At 45.0% G+C, this 21,389-nt stretch carries 23 protein-coding genes and 1 pseudogene; 14 read left to right on the top strand and 10 right to left on the bottom strand.

What is annotated here, in order from left to right; genetic code table 11:
- Positions 1–31: 31 nt before the first annotated feature.
- Both gloA and ACP2WE_RS22980 read right to left on the bottom strand, forming a co-directional pair.
- Positions 32–421 carry a lactoylglutathione lyase gene (gene gloA, locus ACP2WE_RS22985; protein ID WP_425217859.1) on the bottom strand — a complete coding sequence of 130 codons (390 nt, stop codon included), beginning with the start codon at positions 419–421 and terminating at the stop codon, positions 32–34.
- Between the two features lie 64 nt (positions 422–485).
- Positions 486–1,349, bottom strand: coding sequence for a fructosamine kinase family protein (locus ACP2WE_RS22980; protein WP_425217858.1), 864 nt, complete (start codon positions 1,347–1,349; stop codon positions 486–488).
- Positions 1,350–1,665: 316 nt separating this feature from the next.
- Between ACP2WE_RS22980 and ACP2WE_RS22975 the strand changes: the two genes are divergently transcribed.
- The 3 genes from ACP2WE_RS22975 to ACP2WE_RS22965 all read left to right on the top strand — a co-directional run bounded on the left by ACP2WE_RS22975 (position 1,666) and on the right by ACP2WE_RS22965 (position 3,688).
- On the top strand, positions 1,666–1,974 hold the full coding sequence (locus tag ACP2WE_RS22975; RefSeq protein WP_425217857.1) for a hypothetical protein: 309 nt from the start codon (positions 1,666–1,668) through the stop codon (positions 1,972–1,974).
- A 250-nt stretch (positions 1,975–2,224) separates the two neighbouring features.
- Positions 2,225–3,124, top strand: coding sequence for a branched-chain amino acid ABC transporter permease (locus ACP2WE_RS22970; RefSeq protein ID WP_425217856.1), 900 nt, complete (start codon positions 2,225–2,227; stop codon positions 3,122–3,124).
- Between the two features lie 60 nt (positions 3,125–3,184).
- Positions 3,185–3,688: a hypothetical protein gene (locus ACP2WE_RS22965; protein ID WP_425217855.1), complete on the top strand. Its 504-nt coding sequence runs from the start codon at positions 3,185–3,187 to the stop codon at positions 3,686–3,688.
- A 21-nt stretch (positions 3,689–3,709) separates the two neighbouring features.
- On the opposite strand, the gene ACP2WE_RS22960 is transcribed toward ACP2WE_RS22965, so the two are convergent.
- The 3 genes from ACP2WE_RS22960 to ACP2WE_RS22950 all read right to left on the bottom strand — a co-directional run bounded on the left by ACP2WE_RS22960 (position 3,710) and on the right by ACP2WE_RS22950 (position 5,187).
- Entirely contained in the window at positions 3,710–4,252 is a 543-nt protein-coding gene (locus ACP2WE_RS22960) for a diacylglycerol kinase family protein (RefSeq protein ID WP_425217854.1), read from the bottom strand.
- A gap of 131 nt (positions 4,253–4,383) precedes the next feature.
- On the bottom strand, positions 4,384–4,974 hold the full coding sequence (ybeY, locus tag ACP2WE_RS22955; protein WP_425217853.1) for an rRNA maturation RNase YbeY: 591 nt from the start codon (positions 4,972–4,974) through the stop codon (positions 4,384–4,386).
- A 15-nt stretch (positions 4,975–4,989) separates the two neighbouring features.
- Positions 4,990–5,187 (bottom strand): DUF3285 domain-containing protein, encoded by a 198-nt coding sequence (locus ACP2WE_RS22950; protein ID WP_425217852.1) that lies wholly within the window; start codon positions 5,185–5,187, stop codon positions 4,990–4,992.
- A gap of 466 nt (positions 5,188–5,653) precedes the next feature.
- Here ACP2WE_RS22950 and gvpA point away from each other — a divergent pair, with 466 nt between their 5' ends.
- From gvpA to ACP2WE_RS22925, 5 genes are all read left to right on the top strand, one after another.
- On the top strand, positions 5,654–5,872 hold the full coding sequence (gene gvpA, locus ACP2WE_RS22945) for a gas vesicle structural protein GvpA (protein ID WP_330483830.1): 219 nt from the start codon (positions 5,654–5,656) through the stop codon (positions 5,870–5,872).
- Positions 5,873–6,285: 413 nt separating this feature from the next.
- Positions 6,286–7,518: a coiled-coil domain-containing protein gene (locus ACP2WE_RS22940; protein ID WP_425217851.1), complete on the top strand. Its 1,233-nt coding sequence runs from the start codon at positions 6,286–6,288 to the stop codon at positions 7,516–7,518.
- A 172-nt stretch (positions 7,519–7,690) separates the two neighbouring features.
- Positions 7,691–8,569: a gas vesicle protein GvpN gene (gene gvpN / locus ACP2WE_RS22935; RefSeq protein WP_425217850.1), complete on the top strand. Its 879-nt coding sequence runs from the start codon at positions 7,691–7,693 to the stop codon at positions 8,567–8,569.
- Entirely contained in the window at positions 8,569–8,907 is a 339-nt protein-coding gene (locus ACP2WE_RS22930) for a gas vesicle protein (RefSeq protein WP_425217849.1), read from the top strand. Before gvpN ends, ACP2WE_RS22930 begins: the two co-directional genes overlap by 1 nt.
- Before the next feature lie 193 nt (positions 8,908–9,100).
- The gene (locus ACP2WE_RS22925) at positions 9,101–9,703 is read left to right on the top strand and encodes a histidine phosphatase family protein (RefSeq protein ID WP_425217848.1); all 603 of its coding nucleotides are present in this window, start codon (positions 9,101–9,103) and stop codon (positions 9,701–9,703) included.
- 524 nt (positions 9,704–10,227) lie between these two features.
- On the opposite strand, the gene ACP2WE_RS22920 is transcribed toward ACP2WE_RS22925, so the two are convergent.
- From ACP2WE_RS22920 to ACP2WE_RS22900, 5 genes are all read right to left on the bottom strand, one after another.
- Complete coding sequence (locus ACP2WE_RS22920) at positions 10,228–11,754, bottom strand: ABC transporter ATP-binding protein/permease (RefSeq protein ID WP_425217847.1); 1,527 nt, start codon at positions 11,752–11,754, stop codon at positions 10,228–10,230.
- Positions 11,755–11,861: 107 nt separating this feature from the next.
- Entirely contained in the window at positions 11,862–12,308 is a 447-nt protein-coding gene (locus ACP2WE_RS22915; protein ID WP_425217846.1) for a hypothetical protein, read from the bottom strand.
- A 39-nt stretch (positions 12,309–12,347) separates the two neighbouring features.
- Positions 12,348–12,830, bottom strand: a complete 483-nt coding sequence (locus ACP2WE_RS22910) for a hypothetical protein (RefSeq protein WP_425217845.1) — start codon at positions 12,828–12,830, stop codon at positions 12,348–12,350.
- Positions 12,831–12,906: 76 nt separating this feature from the next.
- On the bottom strand, positions 12,907–14,409 hold the full coding sequence (gene crtH / locus ACP2WE_RS22905) for a carotenoid isomerase (RefSeq protein ID WP_425217844.1): 1,503 nt from the start codon (positions 14,407–14,409) through the stop codon (positions 12,907–12,909).
- Positions 14,410–14,482: 73 nt separating this feature from the next.
- Positions 14,483–14,770, bottom strand: coding sequence for a DUF427 domain-containing protein (locus ACP2WE_RS22900; protein WP_425217843.1), 288 nt, complete (start codon positions 14,768–14,770; stop codon positions 14,483–14,485).
- 258 nt (positions 14,771–15,028) lie between these two features.
- Between ACP2WE_RS22900 and ACP2WE_RS22895 the strand changes: the two genes are divergently transcribed.
- From ACP2WE_RS22895 to ACP2WE_RS22870, 6 genes and pseudogenes are all read left to right on the top strand, one after another.
- Entirely contained in the window at positions 15,029–15,382 is a 354-nt protein-coding gene (locus ACP2WE_RS22895; RefSeq protein WP_425217842.1) for a hypothetical protein, read from the top strand.
- 207 nt (positions 15,383–15,589) lie between these two features.
- Positions 15,590–15,697, top strand: a pseudogene (locus ACP2WE_RS22890) (integrase core domain-containing protein); the annotation flags it as partial.
- A gap of 380 nt (positions 15,698–16,077) precedes the next feature.
- Complete coding sequence (locus ACP2WE_RS22885) at positions 16,078–16,407, top strand: YnfA family protein (protein ID WP_425217841.1); 330 nt, start codon at positions 16,078–16,080, stop codon at positions 16,405–16,407.
- Between the two features lie 126 nt (positions 16,408–16,533).
- Positions 16,534–19,407, top strand: coding sequence for a DNA polymerase I (polA, locus tag ACP2WE_RS22880; protein ID WP_425217840.1), 2,874 nt, complete (start codon positions 16,534–16,536; stop codon positions 19,405–19,407).
- A gap of 48 nt (positions 19,408–19,455) precedes the next feature.
- Positions 19,456–20,622 (top strand): glycosyltransferase family 2 protein, encoded by a 1,167-nt coding sequence (locus tag ACP2WE_RS22875; RefSeq protein WP_425217839.1) that lies wholly within the window; start codon positions 19,456–19,458, stop codon positions 20,620–20,622.
- A gap of 216 nt (positions 20,623–20,838) precedes the next feature.
- A complete protein-coding gene (locus ACP2WE_RS22870) occupies positions 20,839–21,375 on the top strand; it encodes a type IV pilin-like G/H family protein (protein ID WP_425217838.1) in 537 nt (178 codons plus the stop codon).
- Positions 21,376–21,389 lie beyond the last annotated feature (14 nt).

Below are 21,389 nucleotides of genomic sequence, written 5' to 3'. Positions count from 1 at the left end.
AATGCTCCACTTCCCGAAATTCTTAAAATTCTTATTGTCCTTTTAGCTGAATCAACTCGATCTTATAGCCATCAGGATCTTCTATAAAGGCGATTTCAGTGCTCCCATGCTTCATAGGACCAGGTTCGCGCGTAACCTTCCCACCCAGTTCTTTGATATTCGCACAGGCAGCATAGATATTATCCACACCCAATGCCACATGACCAAATCCATTGCCTAAGTCATAGGATGTTGTATCCCAATTGTGGGTTAACTCAATCACAGCATTACTTTTCTCATCGCCATAGCCCACAAAAGCAAGCGTAAACTTACCATTCGGATAATCCGTTCTTCGTAATAGCTGCATACCTAAAACATCACAATAGAACTTAATGGAACGCTCTAAATCGCCTACCCGAATCATCGTATGTAAGACTCTCATGACTTTTTCTCTAACGTTTAACTGAATTTGCCATCACTATAACAATTTACAGTTGTATGCTGAATTATCGATCGCGACAAATTTGTTCGATCGTTTGGCTAGCCTGCTGTCCGTACCCCCCACCAAACAGGTTAAAGTGATTGAGAATGTGGTAGAGGTTATAGAGGGTTTTGCGCCGTTTATAGCCCGCATTCAGAGGGAAAGCCCGATCGTAAGACTGATAAAACTGCGATGAAAAGCCACCAAAGAGTTCGGTCATGGCAAGATCGACTTCGCGATCGCCAAAGTATAAAGCAGGGTCAAAAATTACGGGTTCTCCCTGAGCGAATGCAACATTGCCACCCCATAGATCGCCGTGAACCATAGAAGGCTGTGGTTGATAGTTTTCAAAAAGCGGCGGTATCGCATCAAAGAGCTGGCGATCGGATACGCGACAGCTAAAACCACGTCTTTTGGCCAGTTGTAGTTGATAGCCAAGGCGATGTTCTAGCCAAAATTCTACCCAGTCAGATGTCCAAGTATTGATCTGAGGGGTTGAGCCAATCGTATTTTGTTGTTGCCAGCCAAAGCCCTGCGTGCTGGTGATGCGGTGCATAGCAGCCAGTTTGCAAGCGAGTAAATCCCAGTCTTGTTGACCACCAAACGCGATCCATTCCATCGCAATGTATGATGAACTTCCTTGAACTCCCCAGCAAATCGGTCGAGGCACGCGAATGGTTTGTGTGTCGTACATCTGCTGCAGCCCGATCGCTTCGGCTTCAAACATAGCAACTTTTGCAGCGATATTGGTTTTAACAAAAAATTTGCGATCGCGATCGATCAGGCAAACTGCATGATTGATACTGCCACCACCTAGGGGTTGGCGATACTCTACGCTAAATTTTTCACCGATCGCCTGAGAAATACGCTCAGCAATTTCAGCCCACATAAGTTAATCTTTATCCCAATCCCTAAATAAAACGTAACTAAAAAACATAAAGAAGTTTTATATAATGCGATCCAATAACTAAAAAAACTTTACTAAATTACATTGCATTCTACAGAGCCCAATTTGGGAATGCAGAGCTTGATGCAACTCATTGACTAGACTTGCTGAAGTTTGCGTTTCTAGCCTCGGTTTTTATCTCTGTATAAATGCAAGTAATTTATCTATTCTAAGGTTTACAGGCAGCGAAATTTAGTTGGAAAGTTTAGTGAAATAAAGTCAAAAAATTTAGTCAAATTTTAAAAATAGGTAAAAGGCTATGAACGAACTAGGTAAATATCGCTTCACTTGCACCCTTTCTCTGGGTGACATCTTTGGTCAAATCATTGTTTGGGTAGGTGTAATTTTTGCAAGTCTAGCCTCAGCTCTAGCCTTAATGAGCCATCCTATTTATTCATTCGCAGCGGTGGGTTTAATTATTGTTACTTCCCTTCCTTTTCTACTGTTTGCTTTTGTCACCACTCTATTCAACCACATTGAAATTACCCCTGTAACGGAAGAAGAAAGAAATAGACCGAGATCCAGGGGGACAACGCCACTCAAAGCCGTAGCAAAAGCTATTTCATAGTTTTGGTTTCTAGATTCGCAAAAGCGATTTACGCAGAACGTTGAGCAAAACATTAAGTTATTAGTCAGAAACCTAGCTTTGTCTGTTCAAAAATTTGGGTATAAATCTTGGGTATGGCGATCGCAAATGCGCGATCGTCTTTTTTATGTGCCCCCTGATATGCCCCTCTAAAGGTCGAATTCTCTTATATTATTGAAGGCTTGATGTCATGAAAATCGTTCGCTCATTCAGGAGACAGAAATAACTAGACATGCTGGAGATATTGCAATCAAGCATTGACGGCATCGCTGTGGGCAGCATTATTGCTCTGGCGGCGGTGGGCTTAACTTTAACCTACGGAATTTTGCGCCTCGCTAACTTTGCCCATGGCGATATTCTCACCCTAGGCGCTTATTTGGCATTTTTTGCCAACACCGTCATGAAGATCGATATTTGGTCATCGATCTTGTTTGGTTGTGGGGTCGCGATCGCCTTTGTGCTGATATGTGAAAAAATCCTGTGGTCACCGCTGAGAGCACGCCGCGTCACACCTACAACGATGATGATTGTATCGATTGGACTGGCACTGGTGGTTCGAAATGCGATCGTGCTAATTTGGGGTACAGCGCCACATAAATATAACCTGCCAACTTACTCAGCTTTAAATCTATTTGGCTTTTTAATCACAACCAATCGCGCCATTGTGATTGCGGCAGCGATCGTCGTGATTGTAGGGCTGTACTGTCTTTTGCAATATACCAAAATTGGACGTGCTATGCGTGCAGTTGCCGACAGTCCCGAATTGGCAAGGGTGACAGGCATTAATGTCGATGCTGTGATTCTCTGGACTTGGGTCATTGCAGGTGGTTTAACGGCTTTGGGTGGTACGATGTACGGCTTAATCACCAATTTGCGTCCGAATATGGGTTGGTTTTTGGTGTTGCCTATGTTTGCCTCTGTGATCTTGGGTGGCATTGGCAATCCTTACGGGGCGATCGCGGGGGCAATCATCATCGGTGTTGCCCAAGAAGTTGCGACTACTTGCCCAACCTCGCTAGGCGAACTATCGAAGTACTGTATTGGCACAGATTATAAACTAGGAGTGGGGTTGCTAATTATGATTCTTGTTTTATTATTTAAGCCACAAGGACTATTTAAAGGAACGATGTAATCGCAAAGCTCGCAACCACCTACCAGCTTCTCTTTTGACTACTTTACTGTCCCACCCAATATGTCTCAAAACGATAGATTTCTAGATCGGCAAATTGCTTTATTAATCAAAAATGCACCCAACGATGGTGCGACACCTGGGGCAGTAAATTTAGTTGCCACGGTGCTAAAAGCGATCGCCGCTCGACTCAGACACCTCAAGTATTTTGTGATTCAAGATCGATATGGTGGTTGGCTACTAAACACGCTAAGCAATCGTGAATCGCCCGATATCGAAAAGACCGTCGTGTATGCCTACTGTAGCCGAACGACGGCAAATATTGAATGCTTAAAACTTGCCAGTCCAGATATTGAATGTGTGGAATATGGCATTATCGATATTCTGTTTCGCCTGATCGGACTCAAGCAAGTAGATAGTCTGATCGTGTTCGATCATCCTACCAATGCTCAGCAAGGAACAGAAATTGCTCGCCAAGATTTAGAGAAACTGTGCGAAAAGCAAATTAAGCGAGTCAAATTTAGCCATCGCAAATTACAAGAAATGAAAGACTCTAGTTTGTGTTAGCTCTCAGACTCCTAAGAACACCTATTGAGCCAAATTTAAAAGTACGAGCATTCTAGGTAATATCAATGCTCCTCCTATAACAAGAGCTGCGATCGCTGAAACCAATACAGCACCAGCGGCACAGTCTTTTGCTACCTTTGCCTGTTTATGATAGGTTTTGCCCACGGTCAAGTCCACAACGGCTTCAAGGGCAGTGTTGAGTAGCTCCATCATTAAGATGACTGCGACGATCAGACTGACGATCGCAAAATCAACCCTCGGTAACTGGATATATACACTCAGCCCCAGCACCAAAACACCCATAACCAGATGAATCCGAAAATTTCGTTGGGTTTTGAATGTGTAAGCAATACCTTCGCCAGCAAATTTAAAACTGAGTCGTAAACTAGTAGCAACCTGTAATGAGGGAGTATGAAAGGTGGGAAGATTTAAAGGCTTTCGATCTAGCAAACTGGGATCGAGTAAATCTGGATCTGAGGTTGGCTCTAACAGGCGAGCATCATCTTGACTAGTTTCGGAGAGGCTTGATTCTGAAAAGCTTTGAGATGTAACGTTAGCTGCCATAAATTTATTTGATTTAGACTTAGCAAGCGAAATGACGTTAGACGGAATAGAACTGCATTACAGGGATTTTGTGCAACATGTCTAGATTACCTTCAGTCTCAGAATTGGTCTAGTATTTTGACTGCTCGCAATTAATTTGACGGTGAGTTTGTAACGGGCTCATATACCCTAGCGTCTTGCAGCGATCGCAACATCACCTCTTGTTGTGCCAGCATGATCTCTAAACTTTCTCGATCTGGATGATCCCATCCCAACAAATGAAGTAAGCCATGGGCTGCAAGCCACGCAAGCTCCTGTCTGACGCTATGCCCCTGCTCGGTGGCTTGGCGCTGGGCAGTAGTCACTGAAATAATAATATCGCCTAGATAGGTCGGTTCAGAATAGGGCTCGCCCAGTGTCACTTCGCTTACTGTCTCGTCGCTCAGTGCCAGATCCCTTAGGGTCTCATCCATCAGTTCTTGTGGCACAGTAGGGACATCAGCTTCAAGGGCGGCAAATGCCAAAACATCTGTAGGGCAGTCTAGTTGCCTATATTGAGCATTTAATTTTTGGATCTCAGCATCATCTACGATTAGCAAAGCTACCTCATAGGCTCCTGTTGCCATGATGTCAGGCGTTAGGAAATCAGCCCACACACCAAACCAATTCTGCCAGTCCTGCTCCTCAATTGGAGGGCGATCGGCGATCGCGGCATCAATATCTACGATTAAATCAATACTCAAGAATCACCCAAAAAATTAATGAAAAACAACTGCAAGCCCTACGAGCAGACCTATGACACCTGCTGTGGTTAGGGCAAAATGAAACAGAGAAGTGGCTCGTTTTTTGACCATGTTCCGCATTGCCAGCTTGACATAGCTATCTTTCTTCTCCTCTGCATTATCTTTGGTTGTTTGCCTCAATGGGGCATTGGTGGGAGAAGAATCAGGTGTCATAAGCAATAGCAATTTAGAGGGTTAAAGACGCATTAAGGATCTTAACTAAACTTTATCATTAAGTAAGTCGGTGGATTTAAAATGAATCATCGTAGTAGACCGACAGGGCTAATGAAGTGCAAATCCCCTGCAATTTTACGTACCATTTTAGGCTCGTCTTATTCCACTACGTTTAATTGTTCCAACCAAACTTAGTTGGAAGCTTCAAAAAATCGAGAAGTTCATGACTGAATCTGAGCTTTTTGAATTTCTAGAATCGTGTCCCTAAATAAAATCTAAATAAAATAATACTAAAAATATCAATCTTTACATAATTAGTTCTCGAAATCTCGAATTCCTAGAAATTCTCAACAGTCTTTCAGTCAATATTTAGCAGTTTTGCTTATTGCATTAAACCCGAATTAAAGCGACAATTAAAAAGTTAGGGGCTGTGCTAAGCAACTATATATAAAAGGAGCACAATATTATGGCAGTTGAAAAAGTTAACTCATCCTCTAGTTTGGCTGAGGTGATCGATCGCATCCTTGACAAGGGAATAGTCATTGATGCTTGGGTTCGTGTTTCATTGGTGGGGATTGAGCTTTTATCGATTGAAGCTAGAGTCGTTATCGCTTCTGTAGAAACTTATCTTAAGTATGCAGAAGCCGTTGGTCTGACTACATCTGCAGCTGTACCTGCAGCCTAAATTCTTAAATATTGGATTGTAAAATCTCGCATTTAAGAATTTGTCAATCTCAGTCCATTAGCTAAATTAATTTAGCTACTCGTATGCCAGCAAAAATAGGTATTTCATAACTATTTTGCAAATAGGGGGGGGACGTGTTAGTGCGTCCCTTTTTGATTTTTCTATTCGTGACGCTCAAAATTCCATAGAGTAGCCGATCAGCAAGACAAGTTTTCTAACGTAAAATGAAATCGATCGAACAATTTCGGGGGGGAGTATTTCAGAACACATGCAAGAATTTCATGAATTTGCATCAGCAGAAATTGCATCAACAAGAGCTGCATTACACATTTTCCAAATAAACGCTCAAGCATTATTTAAAAAGCTCTAAACCGACTATATATCCAAATTCAGTAAGTAGTGAGGATAAAACAATGACTTCTCTAATGCAGATGTTCGCAGAAGCAAGACAAAAAAGATTAGAAGAAAGAGCAGGATTTTTAGCTGAGTTTCAGCGAGAGCAACAGGCTAGAGCGCAACAACTTCAGGCACAGTTTGCTGCCCTTGCCGATGACTTAGCCCAAGCAAGACAAGACCGTTTAGAACTCGAGCAGTTTCGCCAAGAGATTGCTGCTGAGACCCAAGAAGAACGTTTCCTGGAGTATAAAGTGCGCTCAAGCGAAATTCAGACTCACTTAAGTGAGATCCGAAAAACTCGCCTGACATCCACGAAACAAGACAGAGTGCAGAGGGTTAAAGAAGTATCAACTAGAGCAAGCAAAACCCGATCGCAGCTCAGTCAGATCCAAAGAAGTCGATTGATGTCGGCAACGGCAAAAGCCGCCGCTCGGTTAAATCAAGTCGCCGATCGCTCTGATGCCATACGATCTCACTTAACGCAACTCACAAAAATTCGCACAACCACGGCTGTGCAAGCTAGCCAAGCAAGGCATCGTGAAGTCCAACTTCGGACTGCGACGACAAGATTACAAATGCAGCAAACTCGACTCCATCGCACGCAACAGGCAATGCAAGACCAAGAGCAGCGAGCGGAGCAAACTGCTCAGTTTGCAGCGGATGTACAAGAACAACTGCAACAAATGAGTGGCGATCGCTCTGTTATAGCCGAGACGCTCAAACAACAACTATCTGACTTTTACACAGAGCTAAAGCAGTCGGTTTGGGGTGGGTTGAATGATGAAATTAGCGTTGTAACTGAGCCTAAGACCGAAGTTACGCCGCCCAGTCCAGAAATTCTTGCGGTCTCCCCATCTATTGCTAATGTTGTCAGCAATATAAGTAACAACAGAAGAAAGGCTTCGCGTCCAAAGCCAAAAAGCTTTGCGACAAAGGCGATTGAAGCACCTCCTGTCACAGTTCCACAAAAGCCGATCGAAAAAGCCCCTGAAAAAATGCCAGAAGTCGTTGTAACTAAGGTAAATGAGGTCTTACCTGATGTAACCGTTAAATCTGTCAATAAAGTAGATCGATTTATCCATGATTATGTGGCGAATCTAGCTGACGGGAAAACATTGCTACAAGTGATAAGCGATCGCGATACAGTAAGAGACTTACTAGCTCAAGGGGCTAATCAACTCAAAGTCGATCCTTCTGACATTCTTAATGCACTTCTGCAAATGGCAGAAGGCATTGCAAGTAATGCCTAGATTGTCTTCTCCAAAATTAAAGATCGAAAATTTAAGCAGCCGATGCCTGTCTGCAAACAGTCTGCCTCTATAGACAAAAAATGTATAAGGTGTTTAATTCTCGTGCCGATCGAAACCACAAATCTTTGTTTTAAAGTCATCAAGCCTTAACAATCCTTTAATTCCTAAACCCATGACCACAGTTCTCCAAGCAAATCCGAGACAATTTGTTAGCACAGAATTTACAAAGCAGATTGTTCGTCGGGCTTTACGCTATTTGCAATCGGGCTTTGCGATCCATTTGCGCGGGCCTGCGGGAACGGGTAAAACCACTTTAGCCATGCACCTAGCAGGGCTACTCGGTCGTCCCATGGTTTTGATTTATGGTGATGAAGAGTTACGGTCTTCGCAATTGATTGGTTCTTCATCGGGTTACACGCGCAAAAAAGTTGTAGATAACTACATTCACTCTGTGCTCAAGGTCGAAGACGATATGCGCCAAAGTTGGGTAGACTCTCGCCTCACTTTGGCAGCAAGAGAAGGCTTTACGCTCATTTACGATGAATTTAACCGCTCTCGTCCTGAGGCAAATAATGCGCTCTTGAGTACGCTAGAAGAAAAGCTAATCGTTCTTCCGCCTGATAGCTCTCAATCTGAGTACGTGCGAGTCAATCCTTTATTTCGTGCCATCTTTACCTCTAATCCCGAAGAATATGCGGGGGTTCATCCTACCCAAGACGCGCTGCTCGATCGCATGGTTACCATTGATATTGGTGAAGCCGATATTGATACTGAAAAGCAGATTTTGGTCACGCGAGTAGGGTTAGATCGGATCCAAGCCTTAAAGTTACTCAATTTAATTCGCAGCTTTCGCCACAAGGCAGAGCAAACCAAAACATCTAGCTTGCGCGTTTGTCTAATGATTGGGAAAATCTGCCAAGATCATGAGATTCCTGTATCGGGACAAAATGCCGATTTTCGCGCGATCTGCTTTGATGTGCTACTCTCTCGCTATGGGAAATCCGATCAAACCGCAGAAATTCTTACTCATTTACTCGATCAACTTCCATAATGACTCAAGCAATCAAAAGCAGCGTCAATGGTTCTTCCCTTGCTGACATCCTAGAGCGCGTCTTAGATAAAGGGATTGTGATTGCAGGCGATATTACCGTATCAGTCGGTAATGTGGAATTATTAAGCATTCGGATTCGCCTTTTAATTGCCTCTGTCGATAAAGCCAAAGAAATTGGCATTAACTGGTGGGAGTCAGATCCATATTTATCTAACCGCAGCCAAGAGTTAATGGTGGCAAATCAGCAACTCTTAGAGCGTGTTAACCTTTTAGAAAAAGAATTAGCCTTGGTAAAACAGGCTAGCCTACCTGAAAGTGAAGGCACAGAAAAGGCGTGAACTGTATGCATCCCGAAGGGAATCGCAGTATTACCAAGGCAGGGAGAGCGCTTCCCAAAAGGCAACAAATCAATGAGATTGATGTAAAAAGAAGCTGTGATTATTAAGATCCCTCTAAACTTTCCCTTAAGGAATTCATAATCTTTCCGTGCAAAAATAAGTGAGTGTTTATTTCACGAGGTGACAAAACATCATGAGCATTGGCAAGCGTTTCAGAGAAGTCGTAGCCGTTTGTGTAGCTAGTGTAGCAATTGCAGTTAGCGGATTTTGTGAGTCTTCAAAAGCGAATGAGAGTTTGCAGTCTAATCTGCGTCAAGGTGGTTACGTAATCTATTTCCGCCACGGGTTAGCTAGTAATGACGCACGTCCTGACGATAAACTACCTACACAAATCAAGGATTGTAAAGGAGAACGGCACATCACAGAGTCTGGCATTAAAGTCATAAAAACGATAAAAAGCCAGTTCAATGCTCTGAAAATTCCTGTAGGTAAAGCGATCTCAAGCCCTGCTTGCAATGCAATGGAAACTTCTTGGTATCTACTTGGCACCCTTGTTACAGTGGCTCCAACGTTAGATGGGAACCCTCGCGAACAGATCTGGACTGAATTGCGCCCTTTTTTAGTCTCAGCTCCAGCAAAAGGAACGAATACTGTTATTTTCGCTCATGGCACAAATATTAAAGCCCTAACTGGACTGGTACTTGCCGAAGGAGAAGCAGTGATTTACCAACCAGATGGTAAAGGTGGGTATACATTCGTAACGCGATTGAAACCCGAAGATTGGTCTTCAAAATAATAAGGAACGTGCAGCTAAATTGTCAGGATTCCCCTTTAATCAGTTTCATTAGTTTCCATCAAATTAAGAGACACCAATTTCGGATTTCAGTCATCTCTTTATCGAACTTCGCGCAATCGTGAAGCCCTATGCTGATTGCGTTATGCAAAGACTGACACAGAAAACTATCTCTATATATAGCGGTTAGCATTCAGCTATTAGCTATTAGCTTTTTAGAAGCCTTGCTACGCGAGGCAATTATCCAGAATAGATGTCCTAATTTATCTCACGGCTGCAATAGATACATGGTACATACAGAAGAACAAGAAGCCTATATTCTTTGATGCAGTTCAGATAAACAGGCTATGTCTGAGTTGAAGCATATCGCAGCAAGCTATGAATTCCATACAAAGCTGGGATTCTGGGAAGTAGAACGAGTTTTGTTTTTTGCCAAGCAAACTACAGATTCAGAATGAGTTCATGCGATCGCGTTTGTTTGATTGCGAATTTTGAGATCGGCAATCGGCATTTTTTGACTTGGTGTTTTACTCCACCGCGCGATCGCGTTGGTAAGCCCAATTGGCAAGGAAGGCAAAAGCACAGCCCGTCCATAGCAGCCAAATCAGATGCAGCCAGAAATAGCCGTCGTAGGGCTGCCCTGCCGACCAGAGCACCAGTTGTCCGTAGTGGTAGAAGGGCGAATAGGCGATCGCATCTTGAACGGATTGAGGAACGGGTAAAGGCAACCCGCAGGTAAACAGCGCGATCGGAATCGCTAAGCCAGCAATGGAATCCACACTTTTGGGATTGACCAGATAGCCTAACGCCAAGCCGAAAATCGTAAACGGAATGCTGCCCAAAAGCAACATCGTAAATTCTAGCGATCGCTGTCCCCAAGACTGATCGATGCCAAGTTTCCAAGCCCCTAGCCCCAAGACAATGAGTAGGCTAATCGTCGCGATCGCCAACGACATCACCACCTTTGCCGACAGATAGGCAAAGGGATGCAAAGGTGTGACGCGCAATAGTTTCAGCCAACCCTCGACCCGCTCAACCGCAACCCGCTTGCCTGTGCGCTCAAAGGCGATGGTCAGCAGGCTCAGCCCCGCAAAGAAAATTGGGCCTAACATGCCCAAGCGCTCGTCGGGTGGGAACAAAGCGATCGCACTGGAAAACAGAAAGATGCCAATCGCATAGGTGGGTGTTCGCAATAACTGTAGCGACTCTGCCCAAAGTTGCGGCAAAAATCCTCGCGATCGGCTGTCATTCCCATAGAGCAACATTGAAGAGCTCTCTGCTGGCGTATCATTTGCCGCACGCAATATGCTCTCCGAATTTGTACCCGCGAAGGAATAAACGGGTATACCGCCCTTCGACATCGCCACCTGTTTAGGCGCTGTCTCAGAAGGAGTTGGCATTTTGCCGATCGCACTCTGCCGATCTTCCTGAATGCGACCATCCTGCAAGGTAATCGTTCGCATTGCGAGGCTGTTTAACTCTTTCCAGTCAGCTTGATTGTTCGTCACCATCAAGACAGTTTTGCCTTGGAACGCGCAGAGACGCAGTTGCTTCCAAAAGTCAGTATAGCCCTCAGGATCGAGGTTGCGCGTCGGTTCGTCTAACACGAGCAGATCGGGCTTGCCAGCTAAGGAGAGAGCAAACAACAGCCGCTGTTCTTGTCCGCCTGACAGATCCGCTGCCCAGTCGTTGTGCTTTCCCGCTAAGTTCACTGTATTGAGGATCTCTTCAGTAGAGAGCGCATCAGGGTAGTAACTGCGCACGAGGTCAATTAGTTCCTTAACCCTCAGATTTTTGGGCGGTCTCACCTTCTGCAAAACCACACCTACGCGTTTTTTGGCGGCAGGAAGGCGTGGCGATCGCCCCAATAACAGAGCCGTCCCCGTATCTGGCTGTAACAAGCCGAGGATGATACTGAGCAAGGTGGTTTTGCCCGCGCCATTCGTGCCACGCAGGACGACAAATTCCCCTTGTCGAACGGTCAAACTAATCTCTTGGAGAATGACTTTCTGCCCAAAGCGTTTAGAAACGTTCTGAAGTTCGATAAAGTGCATGATTATTGAAAGCTATACTGCCAAAGGGATCTTCGGCTTTTTGGCAAAGTTTAAGATCTTGATGGGCGTAAATCAGAAAAAGTTGGGGATCTGAAAACTGACAAGGCTCAATGCATGAATTGGCTGACGATCCAACCCACGACAAATCCCGCACCAACCGCCACCATCACAGAGGTTCCAAGTGCGGTGGTTAGCACGAGTACGGTTGCAGCACTGGCTCCAAGAGCCAAAATTACGGGTACGGTGGCAACTGGCGCGATCGGGTTGCAGCTACTAAAACTAAAGATGCAGTTGTTGCTTCCTTTATTCGCAAACAAGAACATGGTCAGCACCAACACGCCGAGCAGCCCAGCCATGAGGGTGCGATTCCCAGACAAGGCAGCCCAGCGCTCTGCCAGCCCTGACATAAGACTCGTACTGGGGGACTCTCCCGACGCAGCAACGTTTTTTGCCTGCAATTCAGGGGATGGAGTTGCAACCTGTGCGGGTTGCGTGGACTGAACGGCTTTACTAGTCTCAGAAATGCTGGTATCAGGTTTGGAGGAAGACTGCATAGGTATACCTCGTGAGGTCGAAGGGACAACTTTTACACTTTACGAGATACTGGCAGCTTTGGTGAAAAATTTAACGAAAAACCACACTGCTACTCCAAGACCAACCGTGACGATCGCAGGGGCTCCAGCTATGGCAGAGACGATCGCGACAGCCGCACCTGCGGCGGCTCCTACAGTATTGGGGGGCATTTTATCGCTAGGCTTTCGATCGCGGCTAGTTGCTACGCGGTTATCCTGCGATTTAAAACTGGTGGGGGTATTGCGATCGCTCTGATTATTCTGATTACTATGGGATGTCAACCAATTGGGAACGAGCGATCGCCGCGCCGCATTATCTTCTTTAGGATGGCATTTGGCAGGCAATGTGCCATTCCAAGAAACGATCGGCACACAGGAATGCTGAATTTCCCAAGTAATACCACTCAAAAAGAGCGTCCACAGCAAAAATAGAATCCCCACAATCGCTTTTGTGGCAATTGATTGCCTAGGTAGAGGTTGTGGTGTTTCTACGGCAGGCTGCATGGTTTTGGGCAATAGATTAAGCTGTCCGATCTTAGCAAGCTTGCGATCGTTAAACCGAATTCACGTTCAATAACTTTTATAACTTCAACGTGGAAGCAACGAGATGAGCGCAGGCAAAACCCGAAAAGGCTACGGCATTTAAACCCTGTCCAGGGAAAGTACTATCCCCCACACAGTAAAGATCGGGAATTGAGGTGCGGTTAAACGGCATACCTAATAGCCCCATCAGCTTACGTTGGGGAATTGGACCATAGGTTCCATCCATTCGCCCTAAAAAGCGTCTGTGCGTGCGGGGAGTTCCCACTTCTTGGTAATCGAGATTTTGACTCAGGGTCGGGAAAATCCGTTCTAGCCGAGCAATCAGCTTAAAAGCAGCCTCTTCCTTGCGATGTTCGTATTCTGAGGGACTCAAGCCTTCCCAATCGCTAATCCAACTAGGTGTGAAGGTATGGACGATGTGATGTTCCACTGGCGCAAGACTCGGATCGAGCAGGGTGGGAATTGACACAAAAATTGTGCCCTCAGATTTTTGCATATCTGCCCAATCTTCGAGCAGGATGTGGTGACAGGCTGAGTCCGATGGAATTGCTTCCGATTTAACGCCTAAATGTAAGCTCAAGAAACTTGGGGATTTTTGATATCGTTGCTGCCATCGTTGTTCGGAAGCAGGCATCGTCTCATCTTTGAGCAGATATTCAAAGGTATCCCATCGGGTGGCATTGGACACGACACGTTGTGCTGTCAGGGTTTCACCATTGGAGAGTTTTACAGCGATCGCACCATTTTTGGTCTTCGATTTCGGGATCACCTGCGTCACTCTGACCCCATAGCGAATTTCGCTGCCTGCTTTTTCTAAGCCATCTACTAGGGTTTCGGCAATTTTGCCAACGCCTCCCTTAGGATAGTTAATGCCGCCGTAGTGGCGATCGCTAAACACCATGCCAGCATTGATCATCGGTGTTTTGTCCGCAGGCACAACCGACCAACAGTAGCACTCCATATCAATGAACTTCAGCAGTTCTGGATCGGAAATATAACGCTTGGCAACATCGCCAACATTCTGCGGCAGATATTTCACCAAGCCCAAGCAAGCCATAGGATTTTGAAAGAACACCCGCATCAAATAACGGAACTCTTCTAAGGACAATAGTTCAATCGCATTGAGGCAATTAAATACTTTCCAGCATTCGTCATAAAATTTGCGAATGCCTTGGCGTTCGTGGGGAAAGCGATCGCCTAACGCTTGAATGAATTTTTCATAGGAGCGATCGACTTTAATATCTAAGCGATCGGGCAGATGGTAGTGAATTTGGACATCGTCTGGAATCGTTTCGATCTGAACCTTGACGGCGTCTAACGCACGGGTAAGGAGATTGGTCGTGCCCTGCTTACCAAAGCCAAAGATCATCGACGCCCCCACATCAAAGCGATATCCTTCCCTTTCAAAGTAACCCGCACTACCTCCTGGAATTAGGTACTTTTCTAGGACTAAAACCTTAACCCCTTTAGCGGCGAGTTGGGTTGCCGTGACTAGCCCACCAATACCAGAGCCAATCACAATTACATCTGCATCAAACATTTATATTTTTCGTCTTTGTTTAGTGGTTTGTGGGGTTCCTACGCGATCGCATAGGTTTGGGTTGGTTAAAGTCTTAACTTTTCTCTACTTTGACCCCTTTCCAAAAAGCAATATAGCCCTTGATCTGTTTGGCGGCATCTTTAGGCTCTGGGTAATACCATGCGGCATCTGGATTAGTTTTGCCATTTACCTCAACCGTGTAATAGCTTGCCACGCCTTTCCAAGGACAGGTGGTATGGGTATTACTGGGTTTGAAATATTCGGCTGCGATCGCGTCAGGTGGAAAATATTGATTGCCCTCAACTACTTCACATTTGTCACTTTCTGCTAGTACAACACCATTCCAAGTTGCTTTAGTCATCGTAAATATTTTGTAAGTTTCTTGTTATTTTTTAAGTCTGTTACTATTTTAATTGGGATGGTATGTAGTTTTAGGCTCTTTCTTACGAGAGTAGTCTTAACAGCACGAATGTTCTGTGAAATATAATAGGTGTGATTTATCTGTAAATGCCAGATAGGTAGCAATAAACCATTTCCAAAAGATTTGTTGATAAAGCATTTTTACCGATCGACTGTCATCCGTTTAGAATTTTGAGTTGAATTTTGCGAGGCTATGGTTATGTCTACAAAAATGTTTGCTTTAGGGTTAGCTAGTTGTGCTGCGATCGCTTGTACGCTTTCTGTGGCAGGAGTTGGTAGGGTTGCAGCTCAGACTACTGGTGCTACTACACTATCTGACCAAACGTTAAAAGATAATCAACAGGCGGGTGGTTCGCCCTACACGATCACGGGCAGCAATTTAAACATTATGCAGTTGATTCATAATTCTCAGCTGAATGGTGGGCGCTCATCCGATCAGTTTCGCGAACAGCAAAATGATTCCATAAACAGCGCAGTTGAAGGGTTTAAGACACAAAGAACTCAGGAGTTAAAGCTCACCCCAGGAACTTTTGGTACTGGTAGCGTTAAGTGAATAAAGGCTATCTAATCATCAAAAGATAGGGGCAATTTATAAATTGCCGCCGCTCACAATATCTTCACGCGTCTGTACAGACGCGTTTTTCATGTAATACCATTTTCAAAAAATGACAACGCATCTTTTTGAAAAGACCGCGCTCCGCGCGGAACACAAAACCCGATCTGTCGCAATTTCTCTTGAAATTGCGACAGATCGGTCAAAGAGGCGATACAGGAGTTGGACAAATATTTTTACTTCTACAATCATGAAAGACTGCACCAGTCTTTGGACTATCGAACTCCTGCAGCAGTTCATTTTAAACAGCTCTAACAGGGAAGTAAATATGTAGCTATTTTGATACCTTTTGTTGATGCAGCTTTCCATCTTAACTTTTATAGTTTTAGTCTTGACAATGGGGAGCACTTTAAAATGTACGAAAATGTCAGCCTTGGTTAATCTAAAAAATCAACAACAAGCCCAACTTTGCGATCGCCGATCGCGTTCCATTCGATAATTTTTAGAGATGCATTCTTAATGCGGCAGTATGCATCCCGAACGGAATCGCAGTATTAGGAAATCAATGAGATTGATGTGATATGTTGTATTTCTTACCTGAGCGTCGTAGCAGAGCAGAAGCCGATCGACTTTGAATTTTAGGCAGAGGATTTTGGGAAATGGTATAACTTTGCGATCGGCACGACAAAACCATCATGGCAATTCTCAAATCTCTGGTTTATTTTTTCTTGGCGGGTCTCTGTGAGATTGGGGGTGGGTATCTGATCTGGTTATATTTACGGGAAGGTAAAAGCATCTGGGTGGCTCTATTGGGGGCACTTCTACTAATTGGTTATGGCTTTGTTGCCACGCTCCAGCCGACAAATTTTGGTCGTACCTATGCTGCCTATGGTGGTATTTTTATCGTGCTGTCACTGCTCTGGGGTTGGCGAGTTGATGGCATATCGCCCGATCGCTTTGATTTTCTAGGAGCCGCGATCGCGCTTTTGGGTGCATTTGCGATCGTCTATGCGCCCAGAAACTAAAGCTTTCGTTCACGGTAATTTAGCATAGCCACCACTATATTAACCCTAATTAATTAGGGCTTAGACTAAAAAGCAGTCTAGAATTTTGGACAGACAGACTAAACCATCTCTATTCTTTTCAGTCCCATGAACTTGCCAAATAACCCAAAACCTGTATTTCTGCTCGTCGATGGGCATTCGCTGGCATTTCGGTCTTACTATGCCTTTGCCTATCGCGGTGATGGCGGACTGCGCACCTCTACGGGAATCCCTACCAGTGTCTGTTTTGGCTTTTTGAAGTCCTTGCTAGAGATTTTAGACCGCGAGCAGCCGCAGGCTGTGGCGATCGCCTTCGATCTAGCCACACCCACCTTTCGCCATGAAGCCGACGATACCTATAAAGCAGGACGTGCGGAAACCCCTGAGGATTTCATTCCAGACTTGGCAAATTTGCAAAGCATTCTCGAAAAGATGAATCTGCCTGCGATCGTGCAAGCGGGGTTCGAGGCGGATGATGTCATCGGGACTTTGTCGCAACAGGGAAGTGCCGCAGGCTATGCCGTCAAGATTTTGAGTGGCGATCAGGATATGTTTCAACTGATTGATGCTGACAAGAGCATCTCAGTTTTACATTTAGGACAAAAAGATAGGATTCAAGAGTTTCATGCGGCAGAGGTAAAGGAAAAGTTGGGTATATTGCCCACACAAGTCATCGACTACAAAGCCCTATGCGGTGATAGCTCTGACAATATCCCCGGTGTGCGCGGAATCGGTCAAAAAACAGCGACCAAGCTCTTAGAAGAATATGGCAACCTAGAAAAGATTTTGGCGTCTGTACCCATGATGAAAGGAGCCGTCAAACAGAAATTAGAGCTAGGCGTGGAAGCCGCAAAGCATTCGCAGTTTATGGCGACGATCAAGAAGGATGTTCCTTTGGGAATCGATATCGAAACTTGCAAACTTACGGGTTTTGATACAGAGACCTTAGTTCCATTACTCCAAACCTTGGAACTGAAAGCATTTGTGAATAAAGTCGATCAGATTCAGTCGAAATTAAGTGGCGATTACAGCCAGACAAGTGCCACAAAAGCGAATAAAAAGAAACTACAGGAAGTTCCTAAATCTGAAAGTCTTGAAACTGACGATGAGCTGTGGTTTGGTTTTGCCGAGGAAGAGGCGAAGGCTTTAGCTGAAGCCAAGGCTGCCCCAACAGAGGAAAGCAATTCCATTATCTTAGATGTAGAGATAATTAATTCTCACGATCGCTTAGAGCAGCTAACACAAAGGCTAGAAGCCCTGCGATCGCCTGTGGCATGGGATACGGAAACTACCTCGCTCAATCCCCATGATGCTGACTTGGTGGGGATCGGTTGCTGCTGGGGCGATGCGATCGGCGATGTTGCCTATATTCCCATCAGCCATATGGAAGGACAAAATCTGGAGCTGTCTGAAGTGGTTCGAGCCTTGAAGCCCTTGTTAGAAGATCCCGATCGCCCCAAAGTTCTGCAAAATGCTAAATTCGATCGCCTCATGTTTAAAGCCGTAGGCGTCGAACTTGCAGGGGTTGTGTTTGACACCATGCTGGCAAGTTATGCGATCGACCCCGAAGCATCGCACAGTTTAGATGCCATGTCCCGCGAATTCTTAAATATCAAAGCCAAAAGCTTTAAGGAATTGGTGGGCAAGCGCAAATCGATCGCCGAGGTAGCCATCCCTGAAGTCGCCCAATATTGCGGCATGGATACCTATACCACCTTTAAACTCATGCCAATTCTAGAAAAAATGTTGGCAGAAACGCCCGAACTTCAGAAGCTATTCGCTGAGGTGGAACTTCCCCTCGAAGCTGTTTTGGCTGAAATGGAATGGACGGGCATTAGAATTGACAAAGCCTATTTTGCCGAGCTTTCCCAAGAATTAGAAACCGATCTCGATGCGATCGCGATCGAGGCTCATGCCCAAGTTGGTCGCGAATTTAATCTCAATTCCCCCAAGCAACTCAGCGAAATTCTCTTAGAACTCTTAGACGAGAAGTTTACCAAGAAAACCCGCAAGAGCAATACGGGGTACTCCACCGATGTGACCGTACTAGAGAAGTTACAAGGCGAACATCCCTTAATCGATATCATGCTAAAGCATCGTACCCTAGCCAAGCTAAAATCCACCTATGTCGATGCGCTGCCCGCGATCGTTCACCCCAAGACAGGGCGCATTCACACCGACTACAACCAAACTAGGGCAGCTACGGGTCGCTTGAGCAGTAACGAGCCAAATTTACAGAATATTCCCATCCGCACGGCTTTTAGTCGTCGCATAAGAGCAGGATTTTTGCCTGAAGCTGGTTGGATGTTAGTCTCTGCCGATTATTCTCAAATCGAGCTACGGATTTTGGCACATCTCAGTCAAGAACCCGAACTTGTAAGGGCTTACAGCAAAGGTGAAGATGTTCATACCCGCACAGCGCAGTTATTGCTAGAAAAAGAGCAAGTATCTAGCGAAGAACGTCGTCTTGCTAAAATCATCAACTACGGCGTGATTTACGGGATGGGCGCCCAGAAGTTTAGTCGCGAAGCGGGTGTTTCTGTAAAAGAAGCGAAGCAATTTATCGATGCCTTTAATAAACGCTATGCCAGCATTGCTAGCTATATGGAAAACATCGAAGCCGAAGCCGAAGCCAATGGCTTTGTGTCCACAATCCTAGGACGCAGGCGCTACTTCCGTAACATTCAGAAATTGCCTAGACATCATAAAGCTGCCCTGTTGCGATCGGCGGTGAATGCTCCGATCCAAGGGACGAGTGCAGATATTATCAAGATTGCGATGATTCGGCTCCATAAACTGCTACAAAGCTATGAGGCAAGGTTACTCTTGCAGGTTCATGACGAACTCGTATTTGAGATTCCTCCTCAGGAATTAGATATCTTATTACCCCAAATCAAATCGATTATGGAATCAGCTTTAGAATTGTCAGTTCCCTTGGTTGTAGATATTCACACGGGTATTAACTGGATGGAAGCAAAGTAAGCGCTTCATCTGTCTTCTGATTAAAAAGAGAAAGTATTCTATAACAACATGACCACCCTATCGCTTTGCATGATCGTTAAGAACGAAAGTCAAAACCTCCCGAGATGTCTTGAGAGCGTTAAGGACTTTGTGAATGAGATCGTAATTATTGACACAGGCTCAGAAGATGACACGGTAGAAATCGCCCAAAGTTATGGCGCAAAGATCGATCGCTTTGATTGGTGTAACGATTTTGCCGCCGCTCGCAATTATTCCCTATCCAAAGCTACAAGTGAATGGATTTTGGTTCTAGATGCCGATCAAGAGTTAGTCGTTGATTCCATGAATTCTCCTGCTAGATCGGAAACTCTCCGCAATCGCATCGAGACCGATCTGAAACTAAATCCACAGATTTCCGCCTATCTCATTCCTGAAATTGATATGAGTCAAGAAAACTTAACACCTCTGCGCGTGGTAAGGCTATTTCGCAACCATAGAAATATTCAGTATGTCGGTCGCTTTCACGAAGTTGTGGATGTAGATTGCGATCGGATGGCTCTTTTAGAAAATGTTCGTGTCTTGCACTATGGTCACACTAGCGAAGCTGTTGAGCAAAAAAATGCATCCCGAAATATTCCTCTGCTCGAGCAGTTGCGACAAGAGGAAGAACTGAGCCTCAAACTTTTATCCTGTTTAGCGGGTATGTATGAGACAACGCAACAACCAGAAAAAGCTGAGGATTGCTATAGAGAAGCTTTTGAAAGACTTTTGCCACACTTTTTAGAGGGTAGCGTACCTGATGATGTCAGTTATGTGCCCCAGCTAATGTTCAATTTGGGTGTCAAGATGCTGGCTCAACCCGAACAGGATTTTGAGGCTTTAAATTTACTCTGCCTTAAGGGGATTAAGTGGTTTCCAGATTTTCCGCCGTTGGTTTATTTAGTAGGAGCAGTCCTAAGAGCGATGGGCTTTCCGCTTGGTGCTACTGCCTACTTTGACAGGTGTTTAAATTTAGGACGCGATTCCTTACAGGATGCGTCCCACCGCACCTACAGCCAAGATCACCCCTTCGATCGCAGATATACAACTACCTATGCCGCCTACGACCTTGGCAATGCCTATTACGAGGCTGGAGATTTACAAGCAGCGATCGCGGCTTTTGAGCAAACCCTTAGTTTTGACAATCTCTTTAGCCCTGCCCAAGCAAGATTACGAGAATTAACCACCCTAGATTAGTTTTTTCGATCGTTTTTCAGGATAGCCAAACAGGTTACTAAAGGCTGAAAGCCTCTTGCTGACTGACAAATAACCATTGAGATCGCGGGTTCATGTTTCTGGCATCTCTAGTACTCTAAAAAAATTTTCGATCGGATGATATCAATTTAAAAAAATGAGGGTAAGTTGATGGAGCAACTGAAATGTACCTTCTCTTAAAAAGCACGGGACAAAATCATGAAATCTGAATTCAAAGCAAAACTTCTACAACACCTCCTCAGCAAGAAAGATTCTGAAAAGGGCTTCACCTTGATCGAACTTCTCGTTGTTATCATCATCATCGGTATTCTCGCCGCGATCGCGCTTCCTTCCTTCCTCAACCAAGCTAACAAAGCTAAGCAATCTGAAGCCAGAACCTATGTTGGCTCGCTTAACAAAGGTCAACAAGCCTACTACACTGAAAAGAGCAGGTTTGGTAGCAGCATTGACGTTCTAGGTGTAGGTATTTCAACCAACACAACCAACTACACGTATAGCTCAACAGTTGGTGGTGGTGCTGGTCTTACACTCACAGCATTGAGTGACGCCCGCACTGCAGCAGCCGCTTTAAGAACCTATGCAGGTATGGTGCAGTTATCTCAGGTAGCTGCTTCAAGCGACGTCACCAGCTTGGCAATTCTCTGTGAAAACAACAACCCTGGTGTCGCACCTCTAGGTCCAACTCCCGGTGCAGCTCCCCAGTGCACTGGTGCCTCACAGCCAGTTGGTCAATAATTTTGAGATTGGGT

Origin of the sequence: Tumidithrix helvetica PCC 7403 (assembly GCF_965232925.1) — a bacterium.
GTDB classification, from domain to species: domain Bacteria; phylum Cyanobacteriota; class Cyanobacteriia; order Pseudanabaenales; family Pseudanabaenaceae; genus Tumidithrix; species Tumidithrix helvetica.
The sequence above is the reverse complement of the archived record's forward strand: the minus strand, read 5'-3'. Positions and strand labels throughout refer to the sequence as shown.

Bases quoted from the DNA above. Each gene is read 5' to 3' on its own strand.
- gloA (WP_425217859.1), bottom strand. From the start codon at position 421: ATGAGAGTCTTACATACGATGATTCGGGTAGGCGATTTAGAGCGTTCC.
- ACP2WE_RS22980 (WP_425217858.1), bottom strand. From the start codon at position 1,349: ATGTGGGCTGAAATTGCTGAGCGTATTTCTCAGGCGATCGGTGAAAAA.
- ACP2WE_RS22975 (WP_425217857.1), top strand. From the start codon at position 1,666: ATGAACGAACTAGGTAAATATCGCTTCACTTGCACCCTTTCTCTGGGT.
- ACP2WE_RS22970 (WP_425217856.1), top strand. From the start codon at position 2,225: ATGCTGGAGATATTGCAATCAAGCATTGACGGCATCGCTGTGGGCAGC.
- ACP2WE_RS22965 (WP_425217855.1), top strand. From the start codon at position 3,185: ATGTCTCAAAACGATAGATTTCTAGATCGGCAAATTGCTTTATTAATC.
- ACP2WE_RS22960 (WP_425217854.1), bottom strand. From the start codon at position 4,252: ATGGCAGCTAACGTTACATCTCAAAGCTTTTCAGAATCAAGCCTCTCC.
- ACP2WE_RS22950 (WP_425217852.1), bottom strand. From the start codon at position 5,187: ATGACACCTGATTCTTCTCCCACCAATGCCCCATTGAGGCAAACAACC.
- gvpA (WP_330483830.1), top strand. From the start codon at position 5,654: ATGGCAGTTGAAAAAGTTAACTCATCCTCTAGTTTGGCTGAGGTGATC.
- ACP2WE_RS22940 (WP_425217851.1), top strand. From the start codon at position 6,286: ATGACTTCTCTAATGCAGATGTTCGCAGAAGCAAGACAAAAAAGATTA.
- gvpN (WP_425217850.1), top strand. From the start codon at position 7,691: ATGACCACAGTTCTCCAAGCAAATCCGAGACAATTTGTTAGCACAGAA.
- ACP2WE_RS22930 (WP_425217849.1), top strand. From the start codon at position 8,569: ATGACTCAAGCAATCAAAAGCAGCGTCAATGGTTCTTCCCTTGCTGAC.
- ACP2WE_RS22925 (WP_425217848.1), top strand. From the start codon at position 9,101: ATGAGCATTGGCAAGCGTTTCAGAGAAGTCGTAGCCGTTTGTGTAGCT.
- ACP2WE_RS22920 (WP_425217847.1), bottom strand. From the start codon at position 11,754: ATGCACTTTATCGAACTTCAGAACGTTTCTAAACGCTTTGGGCAGAAA.
- ACP2WE_RS22915 (WP_425217846.1), bottom strand. From the start codon at position 12,308: ATGCAGTCTTCCTCCAAACCTGATACCAGCATTTCTGAGACTAGTAAA.
- ACP2WE_RS22910 (WP_425217845.1), bottom strand. From the start codon at position 12,830: ATGCAGCCTGCCGTAGAAACACCACAACCTCTACCTAGGCAATCAATT.
- crtH (WP_425217844.1), bottom strand. From the start codon at position 14,409: ATGTTTGATGCAGATGTAATTGTGATTGGCTCTGGTATTGGTGGGCTA.
- ACP2WE_RS22900 (WP_425217843.1), bottom strand. From the start codon at position 14,770: ATGACTAAAGCAACTTGGAATGGTGTTGTACTAGCAGAAAGTGACAAA.
- ACP2WE_RS22895 (WP_425217842.1), top strand. From the start codon at position 15,029: ATGTCTACAAAAATGTTTGCTTTAGGGTTAGCTAGTTGTGCTGCGATC.
- ACP2WE_RS22885 (WP_425217841.1), top strand. From the start codon at position 16,078: ATGGCAATTCTCAAATCTCTGGTTTATTTTTTCTTGGCGGGTCTCTGT.
- polA (WP_425217840.1), top strand. From the start codon at position 16,534: ATGAACTTGCCAAATAACCCAAAACCTGTATTTCTGCTCGTCGATGGG.
- ACP2WE_RS22875 (WP_425217839.1), top strand. From the start codon at position 19,456: ATGACCACCCTATCGCTTTGCATGATCGTTAAGAACGAAAGTCAAAAC.
- ACP2WE_RS22870 (WP_425217838.1), top strand. From the start codon at position 20,839: ATGAAATCTGAATTCAAAGCAAAACTTCTACAACACCTCCTCAGCAAG.